Consider the following 23,027-nt stretch of genomic DNA (forward strand, 5'->3'; position numbering starts at 1 on the left):
AAAAAAACGCCGCAAAAATTGCGGCGTTTTCGTTACTTACTAAAAGTATTATTTAACTGGGCGAGGCTCAGTTCGTAAACCTAAAACTAAACTTAAACACATAAATAATAATACAATAGTAAATGGCAAGCCTGTAGAGACAGCGCCTGCTTGTAGTGCTTCAATTGCTTGTGTGCCACCAATCCAAAGTAAAGCAGCTGCAATTGCGCCCTCAACCGATGCCCAAAATATACGTTGTGGTACCGGTGCATCAATTTTACCGCCAGCTGTAATTGAATCAATTACTAATGAACCAGAGTCAGATGACGTAATGAAAAATACCAACACTAATAAAATTGCAATAAACGATAAAATATTAGATAAAGGTAATTCATCAAGCATTTGGAACATAGCTAAAGGTACATCAGTTAAACCATTAGTGCCTAACGCACCAACACCATTAACTACTTGATCAATCGCAATACCACCGTAAATAGACATCCATAAAACAGTAACTAGAGTAGGAATAAGTAAAACCGCAATTAAGAATTCACGAATTGTACGACCACGTGATACACGCGCGATAAACATACCTACAAACGGTGACCAGGAAATCCACCAAGCCCAGTAAAACACAGTCCAACCATGCATCCATGTTTCGTCTTCACGACCGTGAGGATTACTCAATGGAATAATATTTTCTACATAGCCCATCACGGTAGTGGGTACATTACCCATTGCTACAGCAAAGCCTACTAAACATACAAACAATAATAATGAAAACGCAATTAGCATATTTACATTACTTAGTAGCTTCACACCACCGTCAATACCACGAACCACAGAGACAATGGCTAAAAGTGTTACACCCGCAATAACTAAAATTTGAGAGCCAATGCCACCTTCTGTACCAAATACATGGTTAATACCTGCAGAAGCTTGCTGCGCACCTAAACCTAAAGATGTTGCAAGGCCAAATAACGTAGCAAGTACAGCTAAGATATCAATGATATGGCCAGGCCAACCCCAAGCTCTATCACCTAATATAGGGTAAAAAATAGAACGAATTGAAAGCGGTAAACCTTTGTTATAGGTAAAAAACGCAAGAGATAAACCAACAACAGCGTAAATAGCCCAAGGGTGAAGACCCCAATGAAACATAGTTGCGCCCATTGCTAATTTTGCAGCTTCTGGTGTATTAGCGGCTACATTAAGCGGTGTTTCGTACCAACCAGTAAAGTAAGCAACTGGTTCAGCAACGCCCCAAAACATAAGGCCTATACCCATACCCGCAGCAAATAACATAGCAAGCCATGAAACGCGAGAGTGAGAAGGTTTAGCGTCATCACCACCAAGGCGAATATTACCGTAAGGAGAAACAATAAGTGCTAAACAAAAGAGTACAAAGAAGTTAGCAGCCCACATAAATAGGGCATCAAAATTATTAATAATATCGGTCTTGATACTATCAAGCGCTGTTTTTGCAGTTTGTGGGTCGGTAACAAGTATGGCGATTAAAAAGATGACAATCAGGCCCGCACTAGTTCCAAAAACAGGGTTGTGAATATCAAACCCCCACTTTTGTACGTTGTCCTGACCTACGGTGTAATCCGTGTTGTCAATACTATATTTGTCATGATTTTCCTTCATGCAATACCTCTTTAGTTGTCCTAACAAGCCAAAATAAATTCGGCGTCATATCGAATTACATTAGTCTTTAAATATTAAGTAAAAAGTAATACCGTAATTATTTGAAGACTAACTAATTTGAAGCGTGATCATACAGCTAGTAGTGTATGAGTTAAATATTAAATGTAAATGAATTTGTATTTAAAACGCTGTTTATATGGCCAAATTCATGATTCTTTCATTTAAAAGCCCTAAATTTAAAAATTCAGTGAACGTTAAAATTTAGTTTGCTATTAAAAGTATTAATTTACTTGATTAAGTAAAAAAAGATCATTTTTAAGTAGCTTAATTAATGCTTAAATATTAGGACTTGTTAGTCTTTAAGGATTGAAATTTGTTAAGTCTAGTCGCGATTTAATCGCTCCTAGATTTATAGCTTAGCGGTTCGGTAACAGCTTATGCGTTATTTTTCATGCTTGCATGCACGTAAGAATAATCAAAAACCGGCTAGCAAAGAGCAAATTTCTCTTCAAGGCTATTATAAATTTATAAGCCGATAAGCATCTTTAATCAAGTTGTAATATGAATATGATTTAACACAACATTAGGGCATGTTGAATTTTGGCGATTGAATTTACAGTAGTATGTTTGGTTTTTAGGCAAGGCAGAGCCTATGTAGTGTGGTCATTCCCCATAAATCGGCGATAACGCAGCATAAATACCAAACATACACTGCCCTTTGGGTTCTTTCTAGGGACGATTAACTCTTTGTTACTCGGTTTTTACTTAGCCAACTAGGTTACAAACCTCGTGCCGCGATTTAATCGCCCCTAGATTGAACAAATTTCAATCCAAAAAGCTCAGCATGCCCTAAGCTATATTTTATAAATAGATAGGCAAAGGATTAATACTATTATGCGTGAAAGCGTTACAAACGATACCAATCAAAATGTACTTGTTAAACGCTTTTGCAGCGTTAGAGACGAAAGCCTAGCTATTATTGAGCCACTCACTGTAGAAGATTGCCAATTACAAGCTATGGCTGATGCCAGTCCTACTAAATGGCATTTAGCGCATACCACGTGGTTTTTTGAAACATTTTTACTTAGTGTTCATTGTAAACAGTACGCAGTGTTTAACCCTCACTATAAAATGCTTTTTAATTCTTACTACAATGGGATTGGAGAGCAATTTAAACGGGCAAACAGAGGAAGCTTATCTAGGCCAGGTTTAGACGAAGTGCTAGCTTACAGAGAACATGTAGATAGCCGCGTGATTGAATTACTTAAGACTGACGTTAACCCGCACATTAAAGATATTATTGAACTTGGGTTACACCACGAGCAACAGCATCAAGAACTAATGCTTATGGACATCAAATATAACTTTTCAGTAAATCCATTATTTCCTCAATATAAAACATCGCTTTTAAATAGCCAAAAAAAATCAGCTGATATTAAACCCCTTAATTTTATCAATTTTGAACAAGCCATTATTAATATTGGCACAAATGCCGACGATGAATTTGCATATGATAACGAGTGCCCCAAACACCAAGTACTAATTCATCCATTCAGTTTTGCTAATAGATTGGTCACTAATGGTGAATATTTAGACTTTATAAATGCCGGTGGATATAGCAATCCACAATATTGGTTAAGCGACGGTTGGGCGCATATTCAAAACACTCGTTTAACGCATCCATTATATTGGCATTACATAAATAACGAATGGTTTGAGTTTACACACTATGGATTGCAGCCTTTAAATTTAAGTGCTCCCATCAGCCATGTTAGTTATTTTGAGGCCAGCGCCTACGCTAATTTTGTAAAGGCTCGCTTGCCTACAGAGTTCGAGTGGGAATATGCAGCTAAAAATACACCTTCAACAGACACTAATAATAACTATCTAACACCACAACAAACAAAAGATGATACTGAAATAAACCAGTTAACGGATTCATGTTGGCAATGGACAAACAGTGCATATTTGCCATACCCCGGTTTTAAGCCTATTGAAGGAGTAGCAGGGGAATACAATGGTAAATTTATGAATAACCAAATGGTGTTACGGGGCGGGTGTGTGTTTACCCCTCAAGACCATTTACGACAAACATACCGAAATTTTTATTACCCACATCAAGCGTGGATGTGCAGCGGGATAAGACTAGCTAAGGATATAGTATGAGCCAAGTAACAGCGATTAAACAAAGTAACATAACCGACACTGAATTTTTAAACGACGTGATAAGCGGATTAACTCAACAACAAAAAACGCTTCCGTGTAAGTATTTTTACGATGATAAAGGTGCTGCATTATTCGAGCAAATAACATCCTTACAAGAGTATTATGTTACACGTACGGAGTTGTCTATTTTAGAGCAATACTCGCAGTCGATTGCTCAAATGCTACCTGAAAATCTCTCTATTATTGAGCCTGGGTGTGGTTCGGGTAAAAAGGTCGCGTATTTATTAGCGCTCATAGCAAACGTAAAAACCTTCGTACCGTTTGAAATTTCTGAGGAGATGCTCAGTTATTCACTTGCACATTTGTCGCCATTATTTCCAGATTTGGCCATTTCGCCATTACTAGGAGACTTTACACATAGCCAAATGGTTAAACAGCTAACCAAAGACACCGCTTTAGATAGTCAAACCAATTTGGTGTATTTTCCAGGCTCTACTCTTGGTAATTTTGCCCCAGTTAAAGCTATAGAAATTATGAATAATTTCCATCGCTTATGTGGTTTAAACGGTTATGTATTAATTGGGATTGATTTAGTAAAAGAGCGCCAAGTGCTACTCAATGCATATAACGATAAAGCGGGAGTCACCGCCGCATTTAATAAAAATTTACTACAACGTATTAATAACGAGCTAAACGGCACATTTAATTTAGATAACTTTAGCCACGAGTCACGCTTTAACGAGCAACATAGCCGTATTGAAATGCATTTAGTAAGTAACTGTAATCAAAGCGTGGTTATAAATGATCAGCAAATAGACTTTATTGAAGGCGAAAGTATCCATACAGAAAACTCTCATAAGTACACGCTCGAATCGTTTAAGCAGCTTGCAGCGCAAGCTAATTTAAAGTTAGAGCAAACATGGCAAGACGATAGTAACTATTTTGCATTGTGCTTATTACGACCGCTATAAACGTTTACTTAATATGTTTAGGGCGTGTTGATCTTTGATAGTTGAATTTGCAGCAATATGTTTGGTTTTTAGGCAAGGTAGAGCCTATGAAGTGTGGTTATTCCACATAAATAGGCGATAACGCAGCATAAATGCCAAACATGTGCTGCCCTTCGGGTTCTGCCTAGGGGCGATAAACTCTTTGTTGCTCGATTTTTACTTAGCCCACTAGGTTACAAACCTCGCGCCGCGATTTAATCGCCCCTAGATTGAACAAATTTCAATTCGCAAAGATCAACACGCCCTAGTAAATGACAACTTTAGCATTGTTAAGCTCATAGCTTAGCAATGCGCCATTATTTGATTGCTGTATAAGCTTAGCTTTATTTAAACCATGTAGTCTAAATAGCAGGGGGGCAATAACAGATACCGCAGAGCCTGTAGCACTGTCTTCATTTACACCAAACTGGGGTGCAAAGTATCTAAAATGCGCTATGGCATTTTTCTTGTCTTTATTTTTTATACTAAGGGCAATTACTGCATTTTTGTGGAGTGCACACAAAGCTTTAAAATCAATGCGTATGCTTTTTAAATCGTCTTTTTCGAATTCTTTACTAAATTCCTTATTAAATTCATCATTAAATAATACAACCGTATAACCGTTTTTGTCGCCGGTACTGTAGGCTGCTTTTATTGCTGATGAAAACACACTTTTTAACTCACCTTCAGCTAACTCGCTTTTTTTAGGCTCTATGCTTTTTAGTAACAGCTGAGCGCGTTGTTTTTTTACTCTTATAGTAAAGCGCTCATTACTCATTGAAGTAAATGCTTCAGGGCAATAACCAAAATACTTTATTAAAAAATTAGCGGCTGCTAAAGTACCATGCCCACAGCGTTTAATTTCACTCGTTTGATTAAACCAGCGAATTTTACAATGGCGTTTAGTTATCTCATTTTGATTTAAAAATACGGTAGCAGGGTAAGTTGATTGTGATGCAATATATTGCATTGTTTTTGAAGTTAACCCATTTTTATAAATAACAATTAAAGCACTTGAGCCTTTTAAGTTATTTGCAGGGCTATAAAAAACAGATTCGGTGGAAGTGAACTCTATAAAGCGAAGCGTAAGCCATTTAGGCTTACGCTTCGCTAAACAAAGAATATTAACCTTTGCTTGCATATGCGTCGTTATGAACGCCTGCAGCACGACCTGATGGATCAGCATTGTTTTGGAACGATGCGTCCCATGCAAGTGCTTCAGGAGTCGAACACGCTACCGATTTACCATGCGGAACACATTTAGCTGATGCATCACCAGGGAAATGCGATTCAAAAATAGTACGGTAGTAGTAAGCTTCTTTTGAATCTGGTGTATTAATAGGGTATTTAAATTTTGCATTTGCAAGCTCTTGATCGCTCACTTGCTCGTTTACAAACTCTTTTAACGTATCAATCCAGCTGTAACCAACACCATCTGAAAATTGCTCTTTTTGGCGCCATAGCACTTCATCAGGCAGGTAGCCATCAAAACCTTCACGTAAAATGTGTTTTTCAATTTTGCCATCTTTACACATTTTGGCTTCAGGGTTGATACGCATAGCAACATCAACAAATTCTTTATCAAGGAACGGTACACGTGCTTCAACGCCCCATGCTGCCATTGATTTATTAGCACGTAAACAGTCAAACATATGCAGTTTTGATACTTTACGGTTTAGCTCTTCATGAAACTCTTGTGCGTTAGGGGCTTTATGGAAGTATAAGTAACCACCAAATAGCTCATCAGCACCTTCGCCAGATAACACCATTTTAATGCCCATTGCTTTAATTTGGCGAGCCATTAAGTACATAGGTGTAGAGGCACGAATCGTTGTTACATCATACGTTTCAATGTGGTAAATCACTTCACGCAGTGCATCAATACCTTCTTGAATGGTAAAAATGATAGGGTGGTGAATAGTACCAATCATGTCAGCTACTTTTTGGGCAGCGGCTAAATCAGGTGAGCCCTCAAGGCCTACTGAAAAAGAATGCAGCTTAGGCCACCATGCATCGCTTTCGTCGTTATCTTCAATACGTTTTGCAGCAAAACGCTGGGTAATAGCAGAGATAACCGATGAGTCTAAACCACCAGAAAGTAATACACCGTAAGGCACGTCACACATTAGCTGGCGTTTAACGGCCGCTTCTAATGCATCTTTAACGTCTTGCGCTTGTGCGCTGTTATCTTTAACTGCATCAAATGTTTCCCAATCACGCTTGTAATAAGGCGTCATTTTGCCGTCTTTGCTGTACAGGTAATGCCCTGGTGGAAATTCTTCAATATGCTTACAAATTGGAGAAAGAGCTTTTAGCTCAGAAGCAACGTAAAAGTTACCGTGCTCGTCGTGACCAGTGTAAAGCGGGATAATACCAATATGGTCACGGCCAATTAAGTAAGCGTCATTTTCTTCATCATATAAACAAAATGCAAAAATGCCATTTAGATCATCTAAAAAGTCAGGCCCTTTTTGTTTATAAAGCGCTAAAATAACTTCACAGTCTGATTGAGTTTGAAAAGTAAAATCAACATCTAGCTCTGCTGCAAGTTCTTTATGATTATAAATCTCGCCATTAACCGCTAAAATATTTGTTTTTTCAGGATTGTATAAAGGCTGTGCACCGCTTGATACACCAACAATAGCTAAACGCTCATGTACTAAAATAGCTTGTTCAGATGCATATACACCAGACCAATCTGGGCCACGGTGTCTAAGCAGCTTTGACATTTCAATTGCTTGGGTACGCAATTGAGCGGGATCAGATTTAATATCTAATACCCCAAAAATTGAACACATAGTAACTCCTCATTCCTATTATGTGTGCAGCAAAGCCAATTTGCTGTGCTGCGAAACCTTGTTTTATCAGAAAAAATTACTCAAGTCACATAGCTTTTACAATTAATTAAGAATAATTTATGCACCAAGTTATATATAACCGCACCAAAGTGGTCAATGCGTGGTGCCCGCGGCTATTTTTACGTCGTTATTATTGTTCAAAGCTTGTGCAATCATCACTTTTAGCGCGTTAATAACAGTGTCTTCACACATGCTTGGTGCGCCATTGTGGTGCACAGCTTGGCTTGGTAAATAAGGAATATGCACAAAGCCACCTTTCATTACAGCGCAGTGATCATTTATGTAATGCATAAGGCCATACATAACGTGATTGCATACATACGTACCTGCCGTATTGGAAATGGCAGCAGGAATATTGCTGTTGTGCAGTGCTTGTAACATACGCTTTATGGGTAAATTAGTGAAATAGGCATCAGGGCCATTTTTTTCTATTGGTGAATCGACAGGTTGCTTACCTGCATTGTCTTTAATGCGTGCATCGTCAACGTTTATTGCAATACGCTCAATTGATATTTCGCTGCGCCCACCAGCTTGACCTATACATAAAACAACCGCCGGATTATGTGACTCAATGGCGTTTATAAGCTGACTAATAGACGTATTAAACTCACAGGCAAGTTCTAGTGTACATATTTTGTGTTTCATGATGATAGTTTCATCAAGTTTTTGCACTGCTTGCCAAGAAGGATTGATAGTTTCGCTACCAAAAGGCGCAAAGCCGGTTATTAATACACACGCCATAGAAGAAGTTGATTTAGTCATTACACACCAAGCTATACATTAAAATAATATTAACGGCGAGTAAGGTAACTGCCGTCTGAATTTCAACCTTAATTACATAGTACTTATCTTTTAAGTCAAAAAGAGTTGCAGGAAGAATATTAAATTTGCTGTCATAGGCGTCATTAACGCACTGCAATAGCCGCTATACATGCCGAGCGCAACTAATGGAGCAGGGCTTGCGCCATGACCTTCAATTAAAAATGCCATACCTACACAATACAAAAAAAACAGTATAAAACGATTATCAGGGCCAATAATTTAAGTCGAACATAGTTTTCCTATTTATTTTTAGAATATTTTTATAGGTTATTTTTAAGTGCAAGGCTCAATTGATGTAGGTGTCCGTCAAGTTTCTGCTTCGCCTTCGCTGCTTCTTCAAACGTTACATATTTAAACTCAACAGTATCTAAAGGTCTAAACTGTGCAAATTGACGTAAGTCGGCTTCAATAACAGTCCCTAGCAGAGGGTAGCCCCCTGTAGTTTGGCCATCATTTAGTAACACAATTGGCTCTCCACTTGGTGGGAGTTGAATACTCCCAGGGCTCACCCCTAATGATGGCAAAGAGTGCGAATGCCCCAAATTATTTTTATGCTCAAGCCTTACACCCATTCGGTTACTATTATTGCTGACTTTAAAAGCGGTAGACACAAAGTTACTAAGTAAAGGCTCGCCTAATAAGTCGGCATGAGGGCTTGGATGCAGGCGTATAAGCTTGCGCTGGGCGGGAGCAATTGCGCCTACCTTTTTAAACTCTCCATAATAAGGAGTAATAGGTATTTCATCGCCAGTGGTGAGAGATCTACCTTCAAAACCACCAAAACATGCGTTTAAATCTGTAGATTTAGAACCCATAACCTCAGCATTTTGTATACCGCCTTTCACTGCTAAATAAGCTCTTAAGCCCGCTCTACCAGTAGCAAAACTTAGGATTTGTTTGTTTTTTACTGCGTATGTCCAACCAGGATAAATTGCATGTCCATCAAGGGTTGCTTGCAAATCTGCACCATGAAGCGCAATTACTGTGTCGCAGGTAAATTCCAGTTCGCACAAACCCACAGTTATTTCTAAAACGGCATCATTGTCGTTATTGTTAAGTAATCTATTAGCAATGATTTGTGCAATAGGGTCTAAGCTACCCGCTTTGCTTACACCTAAATGGCGGTAGCCCTCACGGCCAAAATCTTGAATTGTAAGTAATACACCACTTTTAAGTACTTTAATCATGATTTGCTCCTTTATTAACGAGCGGAACAAATTCAAGCGTATCGCCTGGTTGAATTAAACAAGGTTGCTCAGAGGTCGAATCAAACAAAGCAGTATCTGTATGACCTATTATATGCCAACCACCTGGGGTATCTGCGGGGTAAATTCCGGTTTGTGCAGCACCTATCGCAACAGAGCCTTTAGGAACTTTAATGCGTGGCTCATCACGTCTTGGTGTATGTAATTGCTCATTTAAGCCATGTAGGTAAGCAAAACCGGGCTGAAAGCCTAAAAATAAAACGTGGTACTTGGTTTTACTATGAATATTAATAACTTCATCGGCACTTAAATTATGATAGCGAGCCACGTAATTAATGTCCTCACCCTTGTATGTGGTTTTGATTAAGTGATGCTGCCCCTTAAAAGTACTCGTTTTAATATCATTCCACAGCGAAGGTAGCACTCGTAACCACTTATTTAAGTGTTTATCTGATTTTAAATAAAGAGTGAGCGAGTTCATGGCCGGCACCAAATCGCTAAATTCATCAGTGCTTTTACAGTGGCTAGCTAGAGCCCAAATTTTCTTTTGAATAGAGAGTATACCTGTAGCGTCTAAATGCGATGCATCAAACAGTAAACTACTGTTTGTTAATGCATAAATATGAGGAGCTGGCTTCATTAAATAAACCTATTTGTACAACATAATTTAAACGTAACACAGTTTTATTAATTTATTTACACCATTGCGACTAAGTGGTTATGTTTATTGCCCAACTTACTTTAAGAGTAGTTTTATATTCAATTAATCGTATTTAACTTATTGAAGACCAAAACTTAATACGCTTCGTACTAAATAAGTAATTAGGTTGAAATGAAAATTAGGATAAGGAGGTCTTAGTTAGCACGCACTTGTTTAAGAGGTACTTTATGAAACACCAGCATTTATTATATTTATCAGGCGCTGCTATTATATTTAGCGCAGGCAGCTTTGCTTTATCTATGGAAAAGGTTGAGCACAGTAATGTAGAAGCCACCATGCATGTAGAAACCATTGTACTTGGATCGGGTTGTTTTTGGGGAGCCGAAAAACGCTACGAAGCGCTTAATGGCGTTATTGATGCTGAATCGGGGTACGCTGACGGCAATGGCTTTAAAGCTACCTACAGAAACATTACTGATCAGTCTCGTCGTTTTGACGAGAACAATTATGCTGAAGTTGTACAAGTTATGTATAACAGCAATATAATTTCAGCAGAAGATCTCTTAAAAAACTATTTTGAAAGTCACGACCCTACGCAAAAAAATCGCCAAGGTAACGACATTGGTACGCAATACCGCTCAATTGTATTAACGACCACTGATGCGCAAGCTAAAGTAGCTGAGCAAGTTAAATCGCAATATCAGCAGCTTTTAACTGATGCGAGCTATGGCAAAATTGAAACAGTTATTAAACCGCTTCAAGGTTTTGTAACGGCAGAAGAGTATCATCAAAATTATTTAGAAAAGAACCCTAATGGCTATTGCCCAGATCACTCTACCGGTGTTGTTTTTAATAAAACACCTGTAGAAAAAGTAGATAACACGGCTTTATTATCAGGAAAGCAAATAGTGGTACTTGATTCACGTGAATACTGCCCATACTGTGAAAAGTTTAAAAAAGCAGTCGCAAATGATTACAAAGGAACAATACCAATGTCGTTTCGCCATGCTGACCAACTTGATGATTTAACTATTAAGTCAGCCACGTGGGCAACACCAACCATTTTGTTTTTAGAAAATGGCGTTGAGGTATATGGTCGTCAAGGTTACGCAGCGCCCGAAGAGTTTTATAAAGCATTAGGCGCTTTTAAATTAGGTAACAGTGATGCTTATAAAGTTGCATTTGATGCACGAACAGATAGACCTTACTGTAAAGAGTACAAAGAGTTTAAAAACACACCTGACGGTACTTTTGTTGATAAATTAAGTGGCGAGCCACTATTTGATACAAGCGATAGGTTTAACTCAGGTACTGGTTGGTTGTCCTTTACTCATCCTGTAAAAAACAACGTAACACAGCACGACGATAGCAGCTGGGGCATGACACGCATTGAGCTTCGCTCTAAAAGTACAGGCATACACTTAGGGCATTTATTTCCAGGTGAAGGTCCAAGAGGTCGCGATCGTTACTGTATTAATGCAACAGTCCTTGATTTTGTACCGAGAGATAAAAGCTAAACCTTTTCTTTACGTAGCCTGATTCTAATCAGGCTTTTTTTGCATAAAACAAAATATGCTTATCATAATCTTTGCAAATTTGTTAAAATTAAAGCGTACAGCTAATCGTCATTAATATTACTTAGGTTATTAATGAATCAATTAAAAAAAATAGCAACGCAGTTAATATATTTGCCATTCGCTTTGCTGCTTTTAATAAACAACGCTAAATCAGCGACTCATTACGTAGTAGGCTTAGAGAATATAGAATACCTTCCATACTACGATGGTAGTGGGGCTGATAACCGCGACTATTATGGTTTCAGTCAAAAGTTACTTACCTTGTTTGCCCAGCAGCATGACTTTAAGTTTGAGTTTTACACACTACCTATTAATCGACTTTACAAAGAATTTGTGGAACATCGCCATGTCGACTTTAAGTATCCAGATAACCCTAGCTGGAAACAAAGCTACAAAGCTTCATTTATTGATGTAAATAAAATTATTTATTCGCAGCCAACCGTTGTGACTAAAACGGGCATTGCGAGTTTAAATAAAAACATCACTATTGGTGAATGCATTAGTTTTGCAACGGTAAGAGGGTTTACGCCTCAAAGCTTTAAACCGTTAATGAATAATGAAAACGTTGAGTTAATAGAAACAGCTAACGTAATTGAATTAATAGAGTTGCTTTTAAGAGAGCGGGTGGAGTGTATTTACATATCTAACGATGTATTAAATTATAACCTCCTAAAATACTTTAAATTAACCAGACCTGTTTATTTTCAAAACGAATTGCCGACAGATTTACAAGCCTTTTTATTATCGTCGATTGACTACCCTGACATAATCAAGAAATTTAATACCTTCTTGATTTCACATAAAGTGCAAATAAGTAAATTAAAAAAAGAGTATCAAATAAAAAATTAACTAAAAAAGCCCCGTAAGTTATAACTTACGGGGCTTTTTAAAATGTATTAATCTGTATATAGCTATATTATGTATGTGCTTAATAATAAAAACAGTCCAAGCCAAGTCACCACCTAACTTGAACCGCTTTTCACACTGACAACATCTTCACACACGATATAAAGATTCTGTTTGCTACGCTTTAGTAGCCTTGTAATGCATATCATGTGGTTTGAGCCAAGAATAAAAACAGTTCAAGCCAAGTCACCACCTAACTTGAACCGCTTTTCACACTGACAACATCTTCACACACAATATAAAGATTCTGTTTACTACGCTTTGGTAGCTTTGTATTGCATATCATGTGGTTTGCGCCAAAAATAAAAACAGTTCAAGCCAAGTCACCACCTAACTTGAACTGCTTTTTCACACTGACAACATCTTCACACACAATATAAAGATTCTGTTTACTACGCTTTGGTAGCTTTGTATTGCATACCATGTGGTTTGCGCCAAGAATAAAAACAGTTCAAGCCAAGTCACCACCTAAATTGAACCGCTTTTTCACACTGACAACATCTTACACACACAATATAAGATTCTTTTCACTGCTACGTTTGAGTTACTAGAACTCTAAAGGTTGCATTTATTGCTCTTAAAAAACAAATTAACTAAGTTGTTTTGAGCTGATGAAGTAACTTTAATATTTAACTTTATTTTCGACAAACGATAAAAATGAAACCAATGAGTGAAAAAAATTAAACTATAGACTTTAGTCTAATGCTCGGCGTTAAGTTTATGTATTTAAATAAAAAATATTATTAAAAATTGCAGAGTGGTTTAGACGAGTTCAGTAATACAACACAGAGTAGGTTGTATTACTGAACTCGTCTAATAGGGGATTATTCTTGGATTTTTCTAAACGTATTTACAACCCACTTCGCAAATAAATCAAGCGGGTGATTAGGCGTGCTTGATTCGTGCTGCACTAAATAGTATTTATCTTTAGTTGTTAAAGGCTGTTCGAATAATTTGTAAAGCCATTGCTCATCTAGCCAGCTTTGGCTAATAGGCAGTGGGATAAGTGCAATGCCCATGCCTTGCTGCGCTGCACGCGCTACACCAAACATGCTATCTATTTGAATAATCTGCGAAGGAGAAAAGTCATCAATCCCTGCTTTTTCGGCCCACTGATGCCAAGCCCAAGGGCGAGCTTTGTGCAAGATTAGCGGAACTTGGTTAAGCGCTTGACGATGATCGTCCCTCCACTGATCGAGCAATTTTTTATTACATGCAGGAATATATTCAAGGTTAAACAACTCAGTCGCTAACCCTTCAGTAGGTTTACCAGAGGACAATACAATAGATAAATCGCTATGACGCGTTAATTCTTTGCGTGTTTTAAGCGTGTCCATTTGCAGGTTTATATTAGGGTGTTCTGACGTCCACTCACTTAATTTAGGCATGAGTAGTTCGCTGGCAAAAAATTCAGGCAGGGTAATCGTCAAATTTGTATTTTGCTGCATCTGACTAAACTCATTAATGGTGCTCTCTAACATTGTGATGATAGGAGACACAGCATCAAAAAAGTTTTTACCCGCTGTGGTTAAGCTAATTGAACGCGTTTTACGTTGAAAAAGCTCAATACCAAGTTGTTCTTCAAGTTGTTTTATTTGATGGCTTACCGCAGACGGCGTTAAGTACAGCTCATTAGCTGCATGCTTAAAACTTAGGCTTCTTGCGGCAAAGCAAAAAGAGCGAAGGCCACGAATAGGAGTTTGCATGTTTTCCAGAATTATTTAATTTATTGAGACGCCTTACTTAGGCAAAATTTGAACCAACTATTTAATATATAAATATCAGTAGGTTAAAAATAAATTTAACGCTAGTTCACAAAAAGGGTGCAGACTATCCACAAAATAGTGCAAAGAATCTAAGCGCTTACATTTAATTTATATTTGTATTATAGATAAAATTTACTACAGATGTATGAATGACGGTAAAAATAATGGCAAAAGATAAAAAAAATCCCTCGTGAGAGGGATTTTGGGTAACTCAGCGCCATTGGCACTGGGAATGAGGTCGGTACAAGGTAAAGCGATATTTTAATTAAACTTTTTAAAAGTAACTAAAAAACCATTTCTGGTACTTCACCATCAACAAGTAGTTTACCTGCTGTTTTACTAATAATTTCATCAACTGATACACCAGGAGCGCGTTCTAATAGATGAAATGCGCCGTCTTTCACTTCTAGTACGGCTAAGTCTGTCACTATTTTTTTAACGCAATTAACGCCTGTAAGCGGTAAAGAGCATGCCTCTAATAGTTTAGAATCACCATGCTTGCTCGCATGAGTCATAGTAACAATAATATTTTTTGCGCCAGCGACTAAATCCATCGCGCCGCCCATGCCTTTAATTAGCTTTTTAGGGATCATCCACGATGCGATGTTGCCGTTCTGGTCAACTTCAAATGCACCCAGAACGGTTAAGTCTACATGACCACCCCGTATCATGGCAAAACTATCTGCACTATTAAATATGGCTGCACCTGTGGCTGCTGTCACGGTTTCTTTACCCGCGTTAATCATATCGGCATCTAGTTCTGCTTTAGTAGGGTAAGGGCCCATGCCTAAAAGACCATTTTCGGACTGTAACATAACTTCAATATCATCCGGTACATAGTTTGCGACGAGTGTCGGAATTCCTATGCCCAAATTAACGTAGTAACCATCTTGTAGTTCTTGTGCAACGCGCATTGCAACTTGTTCACGTGATAATGCCATAATTTTGCTCCTGCTTAATCTCGTGTTGTTACACGTTCAATGCGTTTTTCAAAGCTGCCTTTAATAACGCGATTTACAAAAATACCCGGGGTATGAATTTGGCTTGGTTCAAGCTCGCCCGGCTCTACAATTTCTTCTACTTCAGCAACGGTAATTTTACCAGCTGTTGCCGCCATTGGATTAAAGTTCATGGCGGTGTGTCTAAACACTAAATTACCAAAGCGGTCGGCTTTCCACGCTTTAACAATAGCAAATTCACCCGTTATAGATTCTTCTAAAATATACGGGCGACCATTAAACTCTTTTACATCTTTACCCTCAGCCACAGGAGTACCGTAACCGGTAGCGGTGTAAAATGCAGGTATACCCGCGCCACCAGCACGCATTTTTTCAGCTAATGTACCTTGAGGCGTAAGCTCTACATCAATTTCGCCACTTAATAACTGCTGCTCGAATAGGGCGTTTTCGCCAACGTATGAGGCAATTACTTTTTTAATTTGCTTGTCTTGTAATAAAATACCTAAACCAAAGTCATCAACACCACAGTTATTAGATACTACGGTTAAGTTTTTTGTTTGCATGTGCTTAATTTGTTTAATTAAGCCCTCAGGAATACCACATAAACCAAAACCACCGGCGATAATGGTATCGCCGTCTTTTAATCCTTCCATTGCAGCTTCGTAGCTATAAACTACCTTATCAAAACCGGCCATGAGTCTCTCCTCATTGTGTGCTATTTGTTGTTAACTATCTTTAATCATCATTTCATAAGATAGCTATTTAACCTGAACTCTGGTTAATAGATTTACTAACATATGAATCAGGGTGATATTTAAATTTATTTTCTCTAGCCAGAGATTTTCAGTGAAAACAAGGCGAATTTACGCGTCAATAGCTGGCCTATTGCAAGTAAATTCAACGCAGTTAGTGCTGAAAATAGCTGCTCGAGATAGATTTATTATCCAGAGCTCAGGTTATTTTGTGTGCAGTGCCACAGATACTTTGCTCACAGGTTGCTTACCAAGTGCTTTGGTTATTTCCCAGCCAGCGTCACTTAACCTTTGTAAATCAATTGAGTGTTCAATGCCAAGCCCTTGCAGTAAGTAAACTACATCTTCGGTGGCAACATTTCCTGACGCCCCCTTAGCATAAGGACAGCCACCAAGGCCCGCGACTGCCGCGTCAACCGTTGCAATACCTAGGCTTAAAGCTGCGTAAATATTTGTGAGCGCTTGGCCGTATGTATCATGAAAATGCACGGCCAACTTGGCTTTATCAATGTGCGTTAAAAGTAACTCGATTAATTGCGTTACTTTTTTTGCGGTGCCAACACCTATGGTATCGCCAAGGCTTACTTCGTAACAGCCTAAATCTAATAGCTTTTGCGATACACTTAGTACTGCTTGCGGGTCAATATCACCCTCATAGGGGCAACCGAGTACACAGCTTACATAACCACGTACACGAATATTATTAGCTTTAGCAAACGCCATTACTTCGCTAAAACGTTCAATACTTTCGTCTATTGAGCAGTTGATATTTTTTTGACAAAACGACTCACTCGCAGCTGTAAATATAGCAAACTCTTTAATACCAACAGCGTGCGCTGCTTGTGCACCTTTTAAGTTAGGTGTAAGGGCGCTTAAATTTACATTGGGTAAATCTAGCGCTGATATTACATCCGCTGAGTCTGCCATTTGTGGCACCCACTTAGGGGAGACAAACGCGCCAGCTTCAATATCTTTTAAGCCAGCAGCACTTAGGGCGTTAATAAGCGCTACTTTATCGGCTGTGCTTACTGTTTTTTCGTTTTGTAGGCCGTCTCGCGCGCCAACTTCAACAATACGTACTTTATTTGGAAAGGCACTCATTATGCACCTTCCTCTGTTGTATCTTCGACAATAGCAAGTAAGGCTCCATGCGTTACTAATTCGCCTTCACCAAAACAGTAGCTTCTTAAAATGCCGTCGTGTGGTGCGTTAAGCGTGTATTCCATTTTCATGGCTTCGATAATAACAACCGCATCGCCTTTGGTAATTGTGCTACCAATGTCGATTAAGTGCTTAACTACTGTGCCATTAAGCGGCGCGGCAAGTGGCAAAGCTTCGCTTTTGTGCGAACTAATATAATGTTTATCAACTAGTTCAAGCTTAGTTTGCAGTGCTTTATTCATAACAGTGACAATATTGCCCGCAGTACTATTACCAACCGTAGTTACGTGCGCGCTATGTTTTTCACCATTAATAAATACAGTGCACAGATTATTATTTAATGTGCCTTGTAGTTTAAATACATGCTCGTTATGCGTAATACTATAGCCCGCTGTCGTTTTTATAGCGCTTAGCTGTAAATCGGCAAAAGGGACTTTAATTGCTTGTGGTGAATTGAGTGTAAATCCAGTTAGTTGTTGCCACGGGCTTGCACTGTTTTGCGCATTTTGGGTGTTAGTTAACGATTCTAAATACGCAAAAGCAGCAATAAGCTGGCTTGTTTGCAATAACGATTCGTCAACAGCAACTAACGAATCACCTTGCTCAGCAATAAAGTGTGTGCTTGGCGCACCTTGTTTAAACGTGGGGTGGCTTGCTAAATTATGTAAAAAGCCAATGTTAGTGCTAAAACCCGCTAAATGAAATTGCTCAAGGGCTTGTTGTAAGCGGCTCAGTGCTTGTTCGCGATTGTCGTCATGCACAATAAGTTTTGCAATCATCGGATCGTAAAACGGGCTAATTTCGTCGCCTTGTGCAATGCCTGTATCAATGCGTACAAATTCACTGTTAAGGGGTGTGTGTAGTGCTTCAATAGTGCCCGAGCACGGAATAAAGTCGTTGGCTGGATCTTCTGCGTATATACGCGCTTCAAAGCTATGACCCTGCAATTGAATATTACTTTGTGTCATTGGCAATGTTTGCCCACCCGCAATATTAATTTGCCAATTGACTAAATCTACACCGGTTACCATTTCGGTCACTGGGTGTTCTACTTGAAGGCGCGTATTCATTTCCATAAAGAAAAATTCATCGCCACAAAGTAAAAACTCAACCGTACCTGCGCCTCTATAATTTATAGCCAGTGCACAACGTACAGCCGCTTCGCCCATTTCTTTGCGTAGTTCGTCAGATAAACCCGGAGCAGGGGCTTCTTCAATTACTTTTTGATGACGACGTTGCAAAGAACAATCACGATCGCCTAAATAAACACAGTTGCCATGGTTATCTGCAAATACTTGCACTTCTACATGGCGAGGTTGGTTTACATAGCGCTCTAATAACACTAAGTCGTTACCAAAACCGGCAATCGCTTCACGTTGCGCACCTTGTAGTGCGCTCGTAAAGTCTTGTGCTTTTTCAACCACACGCATGCCTTTACCACCGCCACCAAAGGCCGCTTTAATGAGTACAGGGTAGCCAATTTTTTCAGCTTCACTTTGTAAAAAAGCAGGGTCTTGCTTATCACCGTAATAACCAGGCACTAACGGTACATTAGCAGCTGCCATTATTTCTTTAGCGCGGGTTTTAGACCCCATTGCTTCAATGCTACTTGCTGGTGGCCCTATAAAAGCAATGTTATTAGCTTCGCAGGCTTTAGCAAATTCGCTGTTCTCAGATAAAAAACCATAGCCTGGGTGAATACAGTCAGCGCCGCAGTCTTTGGCAACTTGTAAAATTTTGTCTGCTACTAAATACGAATCTTTACTTGGCGCGGCACCAATATGGTAAGCCTCGTCAGCCATTTTTACGTGCTGGGCATGTTTGTCTGCATCAGAGTAAACCGCGACCGTGGTTAAGCCCATTTGTTTTGCGCTGCGCATTACACGGCACGCAATTTCTCCACGATTGGCAATTAGTATTTTTTGTAATCGTTGTGTCTTCATAATCAATCCTACAGTTGCCAAGCGGGTGGGCGTTTATCAAAAAAAGCACTTAGCCCTTCTTGACCTTCTTCAGATACGCGAATTTTTGCAATACGCTCTGCGGTAAGCTCAATGAGTTCATCGGTTATTGGTTTATTTGCTACATCGTTAATTAATGCTTTTGCGGCTTTTACTGCAACAGGTCCGTTATCAATCAGTGTTTGCAGCATATTATCGAGCGCGCAGTCTAAATTACCGGTTACTTGATGAATTAAACCAAGTTGCTTAGCAGTATGGGCATCAAACACATCAGCCGTTAAAAAGTACCTGCGAGCAGCGCGCTCACCAATGGCTTTAATTACATACGGGCTAATAACCGCCGGAATAAGACCCAGCTTTACTTCACTTAAACAAAATTGCGCATCGTCTTTACTAAGGGCTATGTCGCAACAGGCTATTAAGCCCAGAGCACCACCAAAAGCGGCACCTTGCACAGCACAAATTGTAGGATGCGGGGAGCTTGCCAATACCTGCATTAATTTAGCTAATTGCATTGAATCAGCTAGGTTATCGGCGTAATTGTTATCAGCCATTGATTTCATCCAGGCTAAATCGGCACCGGCTGAAAAGTGTTTACCCTCAGTTTTTAAAACCAAAGCACGAATATCAAGCGTATTTGCATGTTCAATACACTGAATTAGCTCGTGTATTACTTCACTGTTAAATGCGTTTCTTTTTTCTTGGCGGCTTAACACAAGTACAGCCACATTAGATTTTGTTATTTGTAGTGTTACTGACATTTTGCGCTCCGGTTACATTCTAAATACGCCAAATTTCGAATCACGTTTTGGTGCGTTATTCGCAGCCGTTAACGCAAGCCCTAATACATTACGCGTATCGGCAGGGTCTATAATGCCGTCATCCCACAAGCGTGCACTTGCGTAATACGGATGACCTTGCTCTTCGTATTGATCAATAATTGGCTTTTTAAAATCACTGATTTCTTGCTCGCTCATGCATTGGCCTTTACGTGCTAAACCATCTTGTTTAACTTGCGCCATTACACCCGCAGCTTGCTCGCCGCCCATTACCGAAATACGAGCATTAGGCCACATCCACATCATGGTTGGTTCAAATGCGCGGCCACACATACCGTAGTTACCTGCGCCGTAAGAGCCGCCAATAAGTACAGTGAATTTAGGCACATCAGCACACGAAACCGCCATCACCATTTTAGCGCCGTGCTTAGCAATACCTTCGGCTTCGTATTTTTTACCCACCATAAAGCCGGTAATATTTTGTAAAAATACTAAAGGAATATTGCGCTGAGCACACAGCTGAATAAAGTGCGCGCCTTTTTGCGCCGACTCACTAAATAAAATACCGTTATTAGCTACTATGCCAACAGGATTGCCGTAAATACTGGCAAAACCGGTGACCAGCGTTTCACCAAAGTAACGTTTAAATTCATCAAATGATGAGTCGTCCACTGTGCGCGCTATTACTTCGCGTACATCAAATGGCTTTTTAAGGTCGGTGCCCACAATGCCGTAAAGCTCGTTTATATCGTAACGGGGTGGCTTTATATCCTCTAGAAGAGGGGCCGTAGGGCGTGTATAATTAATACGCTCAATACATTGGCGCGCAATAGACAGCGCATGAGCATCGTTTTCAGCGTAGTGATCGGCAACACCCGAAATTTTACAGTGCACATCGGCGCCGCCTAACTCTTCGGCTGTTACTTCTTCGCCGGTTGCTGCTTTTACAAGGGGCGGACCTGCTAAAAATATAGTGCCTTGATCTTTTACAATAATACTTTCATCGGCCATTGCAGGTACGTACGCACCACCTGCGGTACATAAGCCCATTACTACAGCAATTTGTGGAATGCCTTTACCCGACATACGGGCTTGATTGTAAAAAATACGACCAAAATGCAACTTATCTGGAAATACATCATCTTGCTCTGGCAGATTTGCACCGCCCGAATCCACCAAATAAATACACGGTAAGTGGCAGCGCTCGGCGATATCTTGTGCGCGTAAATGCTTTTTAACGGTAAGCGGAAAATATGTACCGCCTTTAACCGTGGCATCGTTTGCAATAATCATGCATTCAACGCCTTTAACACGGCCAATACCGGCTACAACGCCTGCACAAGGTATTGCTTGTTCGTACACACCAAAGGCAGCAAATTGCGAAATTTCTAAAAACGGTGAGCCTTCGTCAATTAATGTATTTATGCGGTCGCGTACAAATAATTTACCACGGCCTTCGTGGCGCTCTTTTAATGCAGCGCCTCCGCCTTGGCTAATTGTTGCTACTTTACTGCGTAAATCATCCACCAGCGCTGACATATTTTTATGGTTTTGCACAAACGTTGGGTCGTGAGGATTAACGCTCGATTTTAAAATAGTCATGGTTTAATCCTTAACGGCTTTCTGTGAAAAGTTCGCGGCCAATAAGCATGCGACGAATTTCGGAAGTACCTGCACCAATTTCGTATAATTTAGCGTCACGAAGAAGACGACCCGTTGCGTATTCGTTTATGTAGCCATTACCACCTAAAATTTGAATTGCATCTAGCGCCATTTTAGTTGCAAGCTCTGCGGCGTATAAAATGGCACCGGCGGCATCTTTACGGGTGGTTTCGCCTCGGTCACACGCTTTAGCTACCGTGTATACGTATGAGCGCGCAGCATTCATTTGTGTATACATGTCGGCTATTTTGCCTTGAATTAACTGAAATTGACCAATAGGGGTATCAAACTGTTTACGCTCATGAATGTACGGTACCACTATGTCCATACACGCTTGCATTATACCAAGCGGGCCCGCTGCAAGTACTACGCGTTCGTAATCAAGGCCACTCATAAGTACTTTAACGCCTTCGTTTAAGTTACCTAAAATGTTTTCCTGGGGTACTTCGCAGTTTTCAAATACTAGCTCACAGGTATTTGAGCCGCGCATACCCAGTTTGTCGAGCTTTTGTGCTGTTGAAAAACCAGGAAAGTCACTTTCAACAATAAATGCGGTAATGCCTTTAGCGCCAGCGTTTAAATCTGTTTTAGCGTAAATAACGAGTGTGTGTGCGTCTGGGCCATTGGTGATCCACATTTTATTACCGTTTAAAATGTACTTATCTCCTTTTTTTTCGGCTTTGAGTTTCATCGATACAACGTCAGAACCCGCATTAGGCTCGCTCATTGCAAGAGCACCAATGTGCTCACCACTAATAAGCTTAGGTAAGTATTTTTCTTTTTGAGCTTGTGACCCGTTACGGTTAATTTGATTAACGCACAGGTTTGAATGTGCTCCATAGCTTAACCCTATAGAGGCACTGGCACGGCTAATTTCTTCCATAGCAATGACATGTTCTAAGTAACCTAAACCGGCGCCGCCAAGTTCTTCAGATACGGTCATACCTAGTACGCCCATTTCGCCCATTTGAGACCAAAGTTGATTTGGAAAAGCGTTATCTAAGTCCGTTTTTTCAGCAAGCGGGGCAATCTCCTGACTCGCAAAACTGTTTACGTGGTCGCGGATCATATCGGCGGTTTCGCCAAGGCCAAAGTTCATTTCTTTATATAGTGAAATAGTGCTCATGATTCATTCCTGTGTGACGTGTGTGTTGTCAGTGTGTTTTTATTTTAA

General features: G+C 39.7%; 18 protein-coding genes and 1 pseudogene. 4 read left to right on the forward strand and 15 right to left on the reverse strand.

Annotation, left to right across the window (positions count from 1 at the left end):
* Positions 1-48: 48 nt before the first annotated feature.
* The gene (locus GQR47_RS01740) at positions 49-1,629 is read right to left on the reverse strand and encodes a BCCT family transporter (RefSeq protein ID WP_002961195.1); all 1,581 of its coding nucleotides are present in this window, start codon (positions 1,627-1,629) and stop codon (positions 49-51) included.
* A gap of 894 nt (positions 1,630-2,523) precedes the next feature.
* Here GQR47_RS01740 and egtB point away from each other — a divergent pair.
* Both egtB and egtD read left to right on the forward strand, forming a co-directional pair.
* Positions 2,524-3,795 carry an ergothioneine biosynthesis protein EgtB gene (gene egtB / locus GQR47_RS01745; protein ID WP_154903179.1) on the forward strand — a complete coding sequence of 424 codons (1,272 nt, stop codon included), beginning with the start codon at positions 2,524-2,526 and terminating at the stop codon, positions 3,793-3,795.
* Entirely contained in the window at positions 3,792-4,766 is a 975-nt protein-coding gene (gene egtD, locus GQR47_RS01750; protein WP_154903177.1) for an L-histidine N(alpha)-methyltransferase, read from the forward strand. Before egtB ends, egtD begins: the two co-directional genes overlap by 4 nt.
* 283 nt (positions 4,767-5,049) lie before the next feature.
* Here egtD and GQR47_RS01755 read toward each other — a convergent pair whose 3' ends face one another.
* The 6 genes and pseudogenes from GQR47_RS01755 to pxpB all read right to left on the reverse strand — a co-directional run bounded on the left by GQR47_RS01755 (position 5,050) and on the right by pxpB (position 10,309).
* Entirely contained in the window at positions 5,050-5,925 is an 876-nt protein-coding gene (locus GQR47_RS01755; RefSeq protein WP_154903175.1) for a PhzF family phenazine biosynthesis protein, read from the reverse strand.
* Complete coding sequence (asnB, locus tag GQR47_RS01760) at positions 5,909-7,582, reverse strand: asparagine synthase B (RefSeq protein ID WP_165723420.1); 1,674 nt, start codon at positions 7,580-7,582, stop codon at positions 5,909-5,911. The genes GQR47_RS01755 and asnB overlap by 17 nt, the downstream gene beginning before the upstream one ends.
* A gap of 153 nt (positions 7,583-7,735) precedes the next feature.
* A complete protein-coding gene (gene pcp, locus GQR47_RS01765; protein ID WP_165723421.1) occupies positions 7,736-8,404 on the reverse strand; it encodes a pyroglutamyl-peptidase I in 669 nt (222 codons plus the stop codon).
* Positions 8,397-8,680: pseudogene (locus GQR47_RS20625) on the reverse strand (DUF979 family protein); the annotation flags it as partial. The pseudogene GQR47_RS20625 and the gene pcp, both read right to left, overlap by 8 nt.
* 44 nt (positions 8,681-8,724) lie before the next feature.
* Entirely contained in the window at positions 8,725-9,651 is a 927-nt protein-coding gene (locus GQR47_RS01775) for a biotin-dependent carboxyltransferase family protein (protein ID WP_165723422.1), read from the reverse strand.
* Positions 9,644-10,309, reverse strand: coding sequence for a 5-oxoprolinase subunit PxpB (gene pxpB, locus GQR47_RS01780; RefSeq protein WP_165723423.1), 666 nt, complete (start codon positions 10,307-10,309; stop codon positions 9,644-9,646). Before pxpB ends, GQR47_RS01775 begins: the two co-directional genes overlap by 8 nt.
* Before the next feature lie 248 nt (positions 10,310-10,557).
* On the opposite strand from pxpB, the gene msrA reads away from it, so the two are divergent.
* Entirely contained in the window at positions 10,558-11,847 is a 1,290-nt protein-coding gene (msrA, locus tag GQR47_RS01785; RefSeq protein WP_165723424.1) for a peptide-methionine (S)-S-oxide reductase MsrA, read from the forward strand.
* Between the two features lie 132 nt (positions 11,848-11,979).
* On the forward strand, positions 11,980-12,756 hold the full coding sequence (locus GQR47_RS01790; RefSeq protein ID WP_165723425.1) for an amino acid ABC transporter substrate-binding protein: 777 nt from the start codon (positions 11,980-11,982) through the stop codon (positions 12,754-12,756).
* Positions 12,757-13,637: 881 nt separating this feature from the next.
* On the opposite strand, the gene GQR47_RS01795 is transcribed toward GQR47_RS01790, so the two are convergent.
* The 8 genes from GQR47_RS01795 to GQR47_RS01830 form a co-directional block, all read right to left on the reverse strand.
* Positions 13,638-14,519, reverse strand: coding sequence for a LysR family transcriptional regulator (locus tag GQR47_RS01795; protein WP_002961883.1), 882 nt, complete (start codon positions 14,517-14,519; stop codon positions 13,638-13,640).
* A gap of 344 nt (positions 14,520-14,863) precedes the next feature.
* The gene (locus GQR47_RS01800) at positions 14,864-15,520 is read right to left on the reverse strand and encodes a CoA transferase subunit B (protein ID WP_039489749.1); all 657 of its coding nucleotides are present in this window, start codon (positions 15,518-15,520) and stop codon (positions 14,864-14,866) included.
* 14 nt (positions 15,521-15,534) lie between these two features.
* Complete coding sequence (locus GQR47_RS01805) at positions 15,535-16,233, reverse strand: CoA transferase subunit A (RefSeq protein WP_165723426.1); 699 nt, start codon at positions 16,231-16,233, stop codon at positions 15,535-15,537.
* Between the two features lie 261 nt (positions 16,234-16,494).
* Positions 16,495-17,391 (reverse strand): hydroxymethylglutaryl-CoA lyase, encoded by an 897-nt coding sequence (locus tag GQR47_RS01810; protein WP_165723427.1) that lies wholly within the window; start codon positions 17,389-17,391, stop codon positions 16,495-16,497.
* On the reverse strand, positions 17,391-19,394 hold the full coding sequence (locus GQR47_RS01815) for an acetyl/propionyl/methylcrotonyl-CoA carboxylase subunit alpha (RefSeq protein WP_165723428.1): 2,004 nt from the start codon (positions 19,392-19,394) through the stop codon (positions 17,391-17,393). Before GQR47_RS01815 ends, GQR47_RS01810 begins: the two co-directional genes overlap by 1 nt.
* Before the next feature lie 8 nt (positions 19,395-19,402).
* The gene (locus GQR47_RS01820; RefSeq protein ID WP_165723429.1) at positions 19,403-20,173 is read right to left on the reverse strand and encodes an enoyl-CoA hydratase/isomerase family protein; all 771 of its coding nucleotides are present in this window, start codon (positions 20,171-20,173) and stop codon (positions 19,403-19,405) included.
* Positions 20,174-20,185: 12 nt separating this feature from the next.
* Positions 20,186-21,793: a carboxyl transferase domain-containing protein gene (locus tag GQR47_RS01825; RefSeq protein ID WP_165723430.1), complete on the reverse strand. Its 1,608-nt coding sequence runs from the start codon at positions 21,791-21,793 to the stop codon at positions 20,186-20,188.
* A 10-nt stretch (positions 21,794-21,803) separates the two neighbouring features.
* Positions 21,804-22,979: an isovaleryl-CoA dehydrogenase gene (locus tag GQR47_RS01830; protein WP_165723431.1), complete on the reverse strand. Its 1,176-nt coding sequence runs from the start codon at positions 22,977-22,979 to the stop codon at positions 21,804-21,806.
* Positions 22,980-23,027 lie beyond the last annotated feature (48 nt).

Origin of the sequence: Pseudoalteromonas sp. Z1A2 (genome assembly GCF_011378755.1) — a bacterium.
Taxonomy (GTDB): domain Bacteria; phylum Pseudomonadota; class Gammaproteobacteria; order Enterobacterales; family Alteromonadaceae; genus Pseudoalteromonas; species Pseudoalteromonas distincta.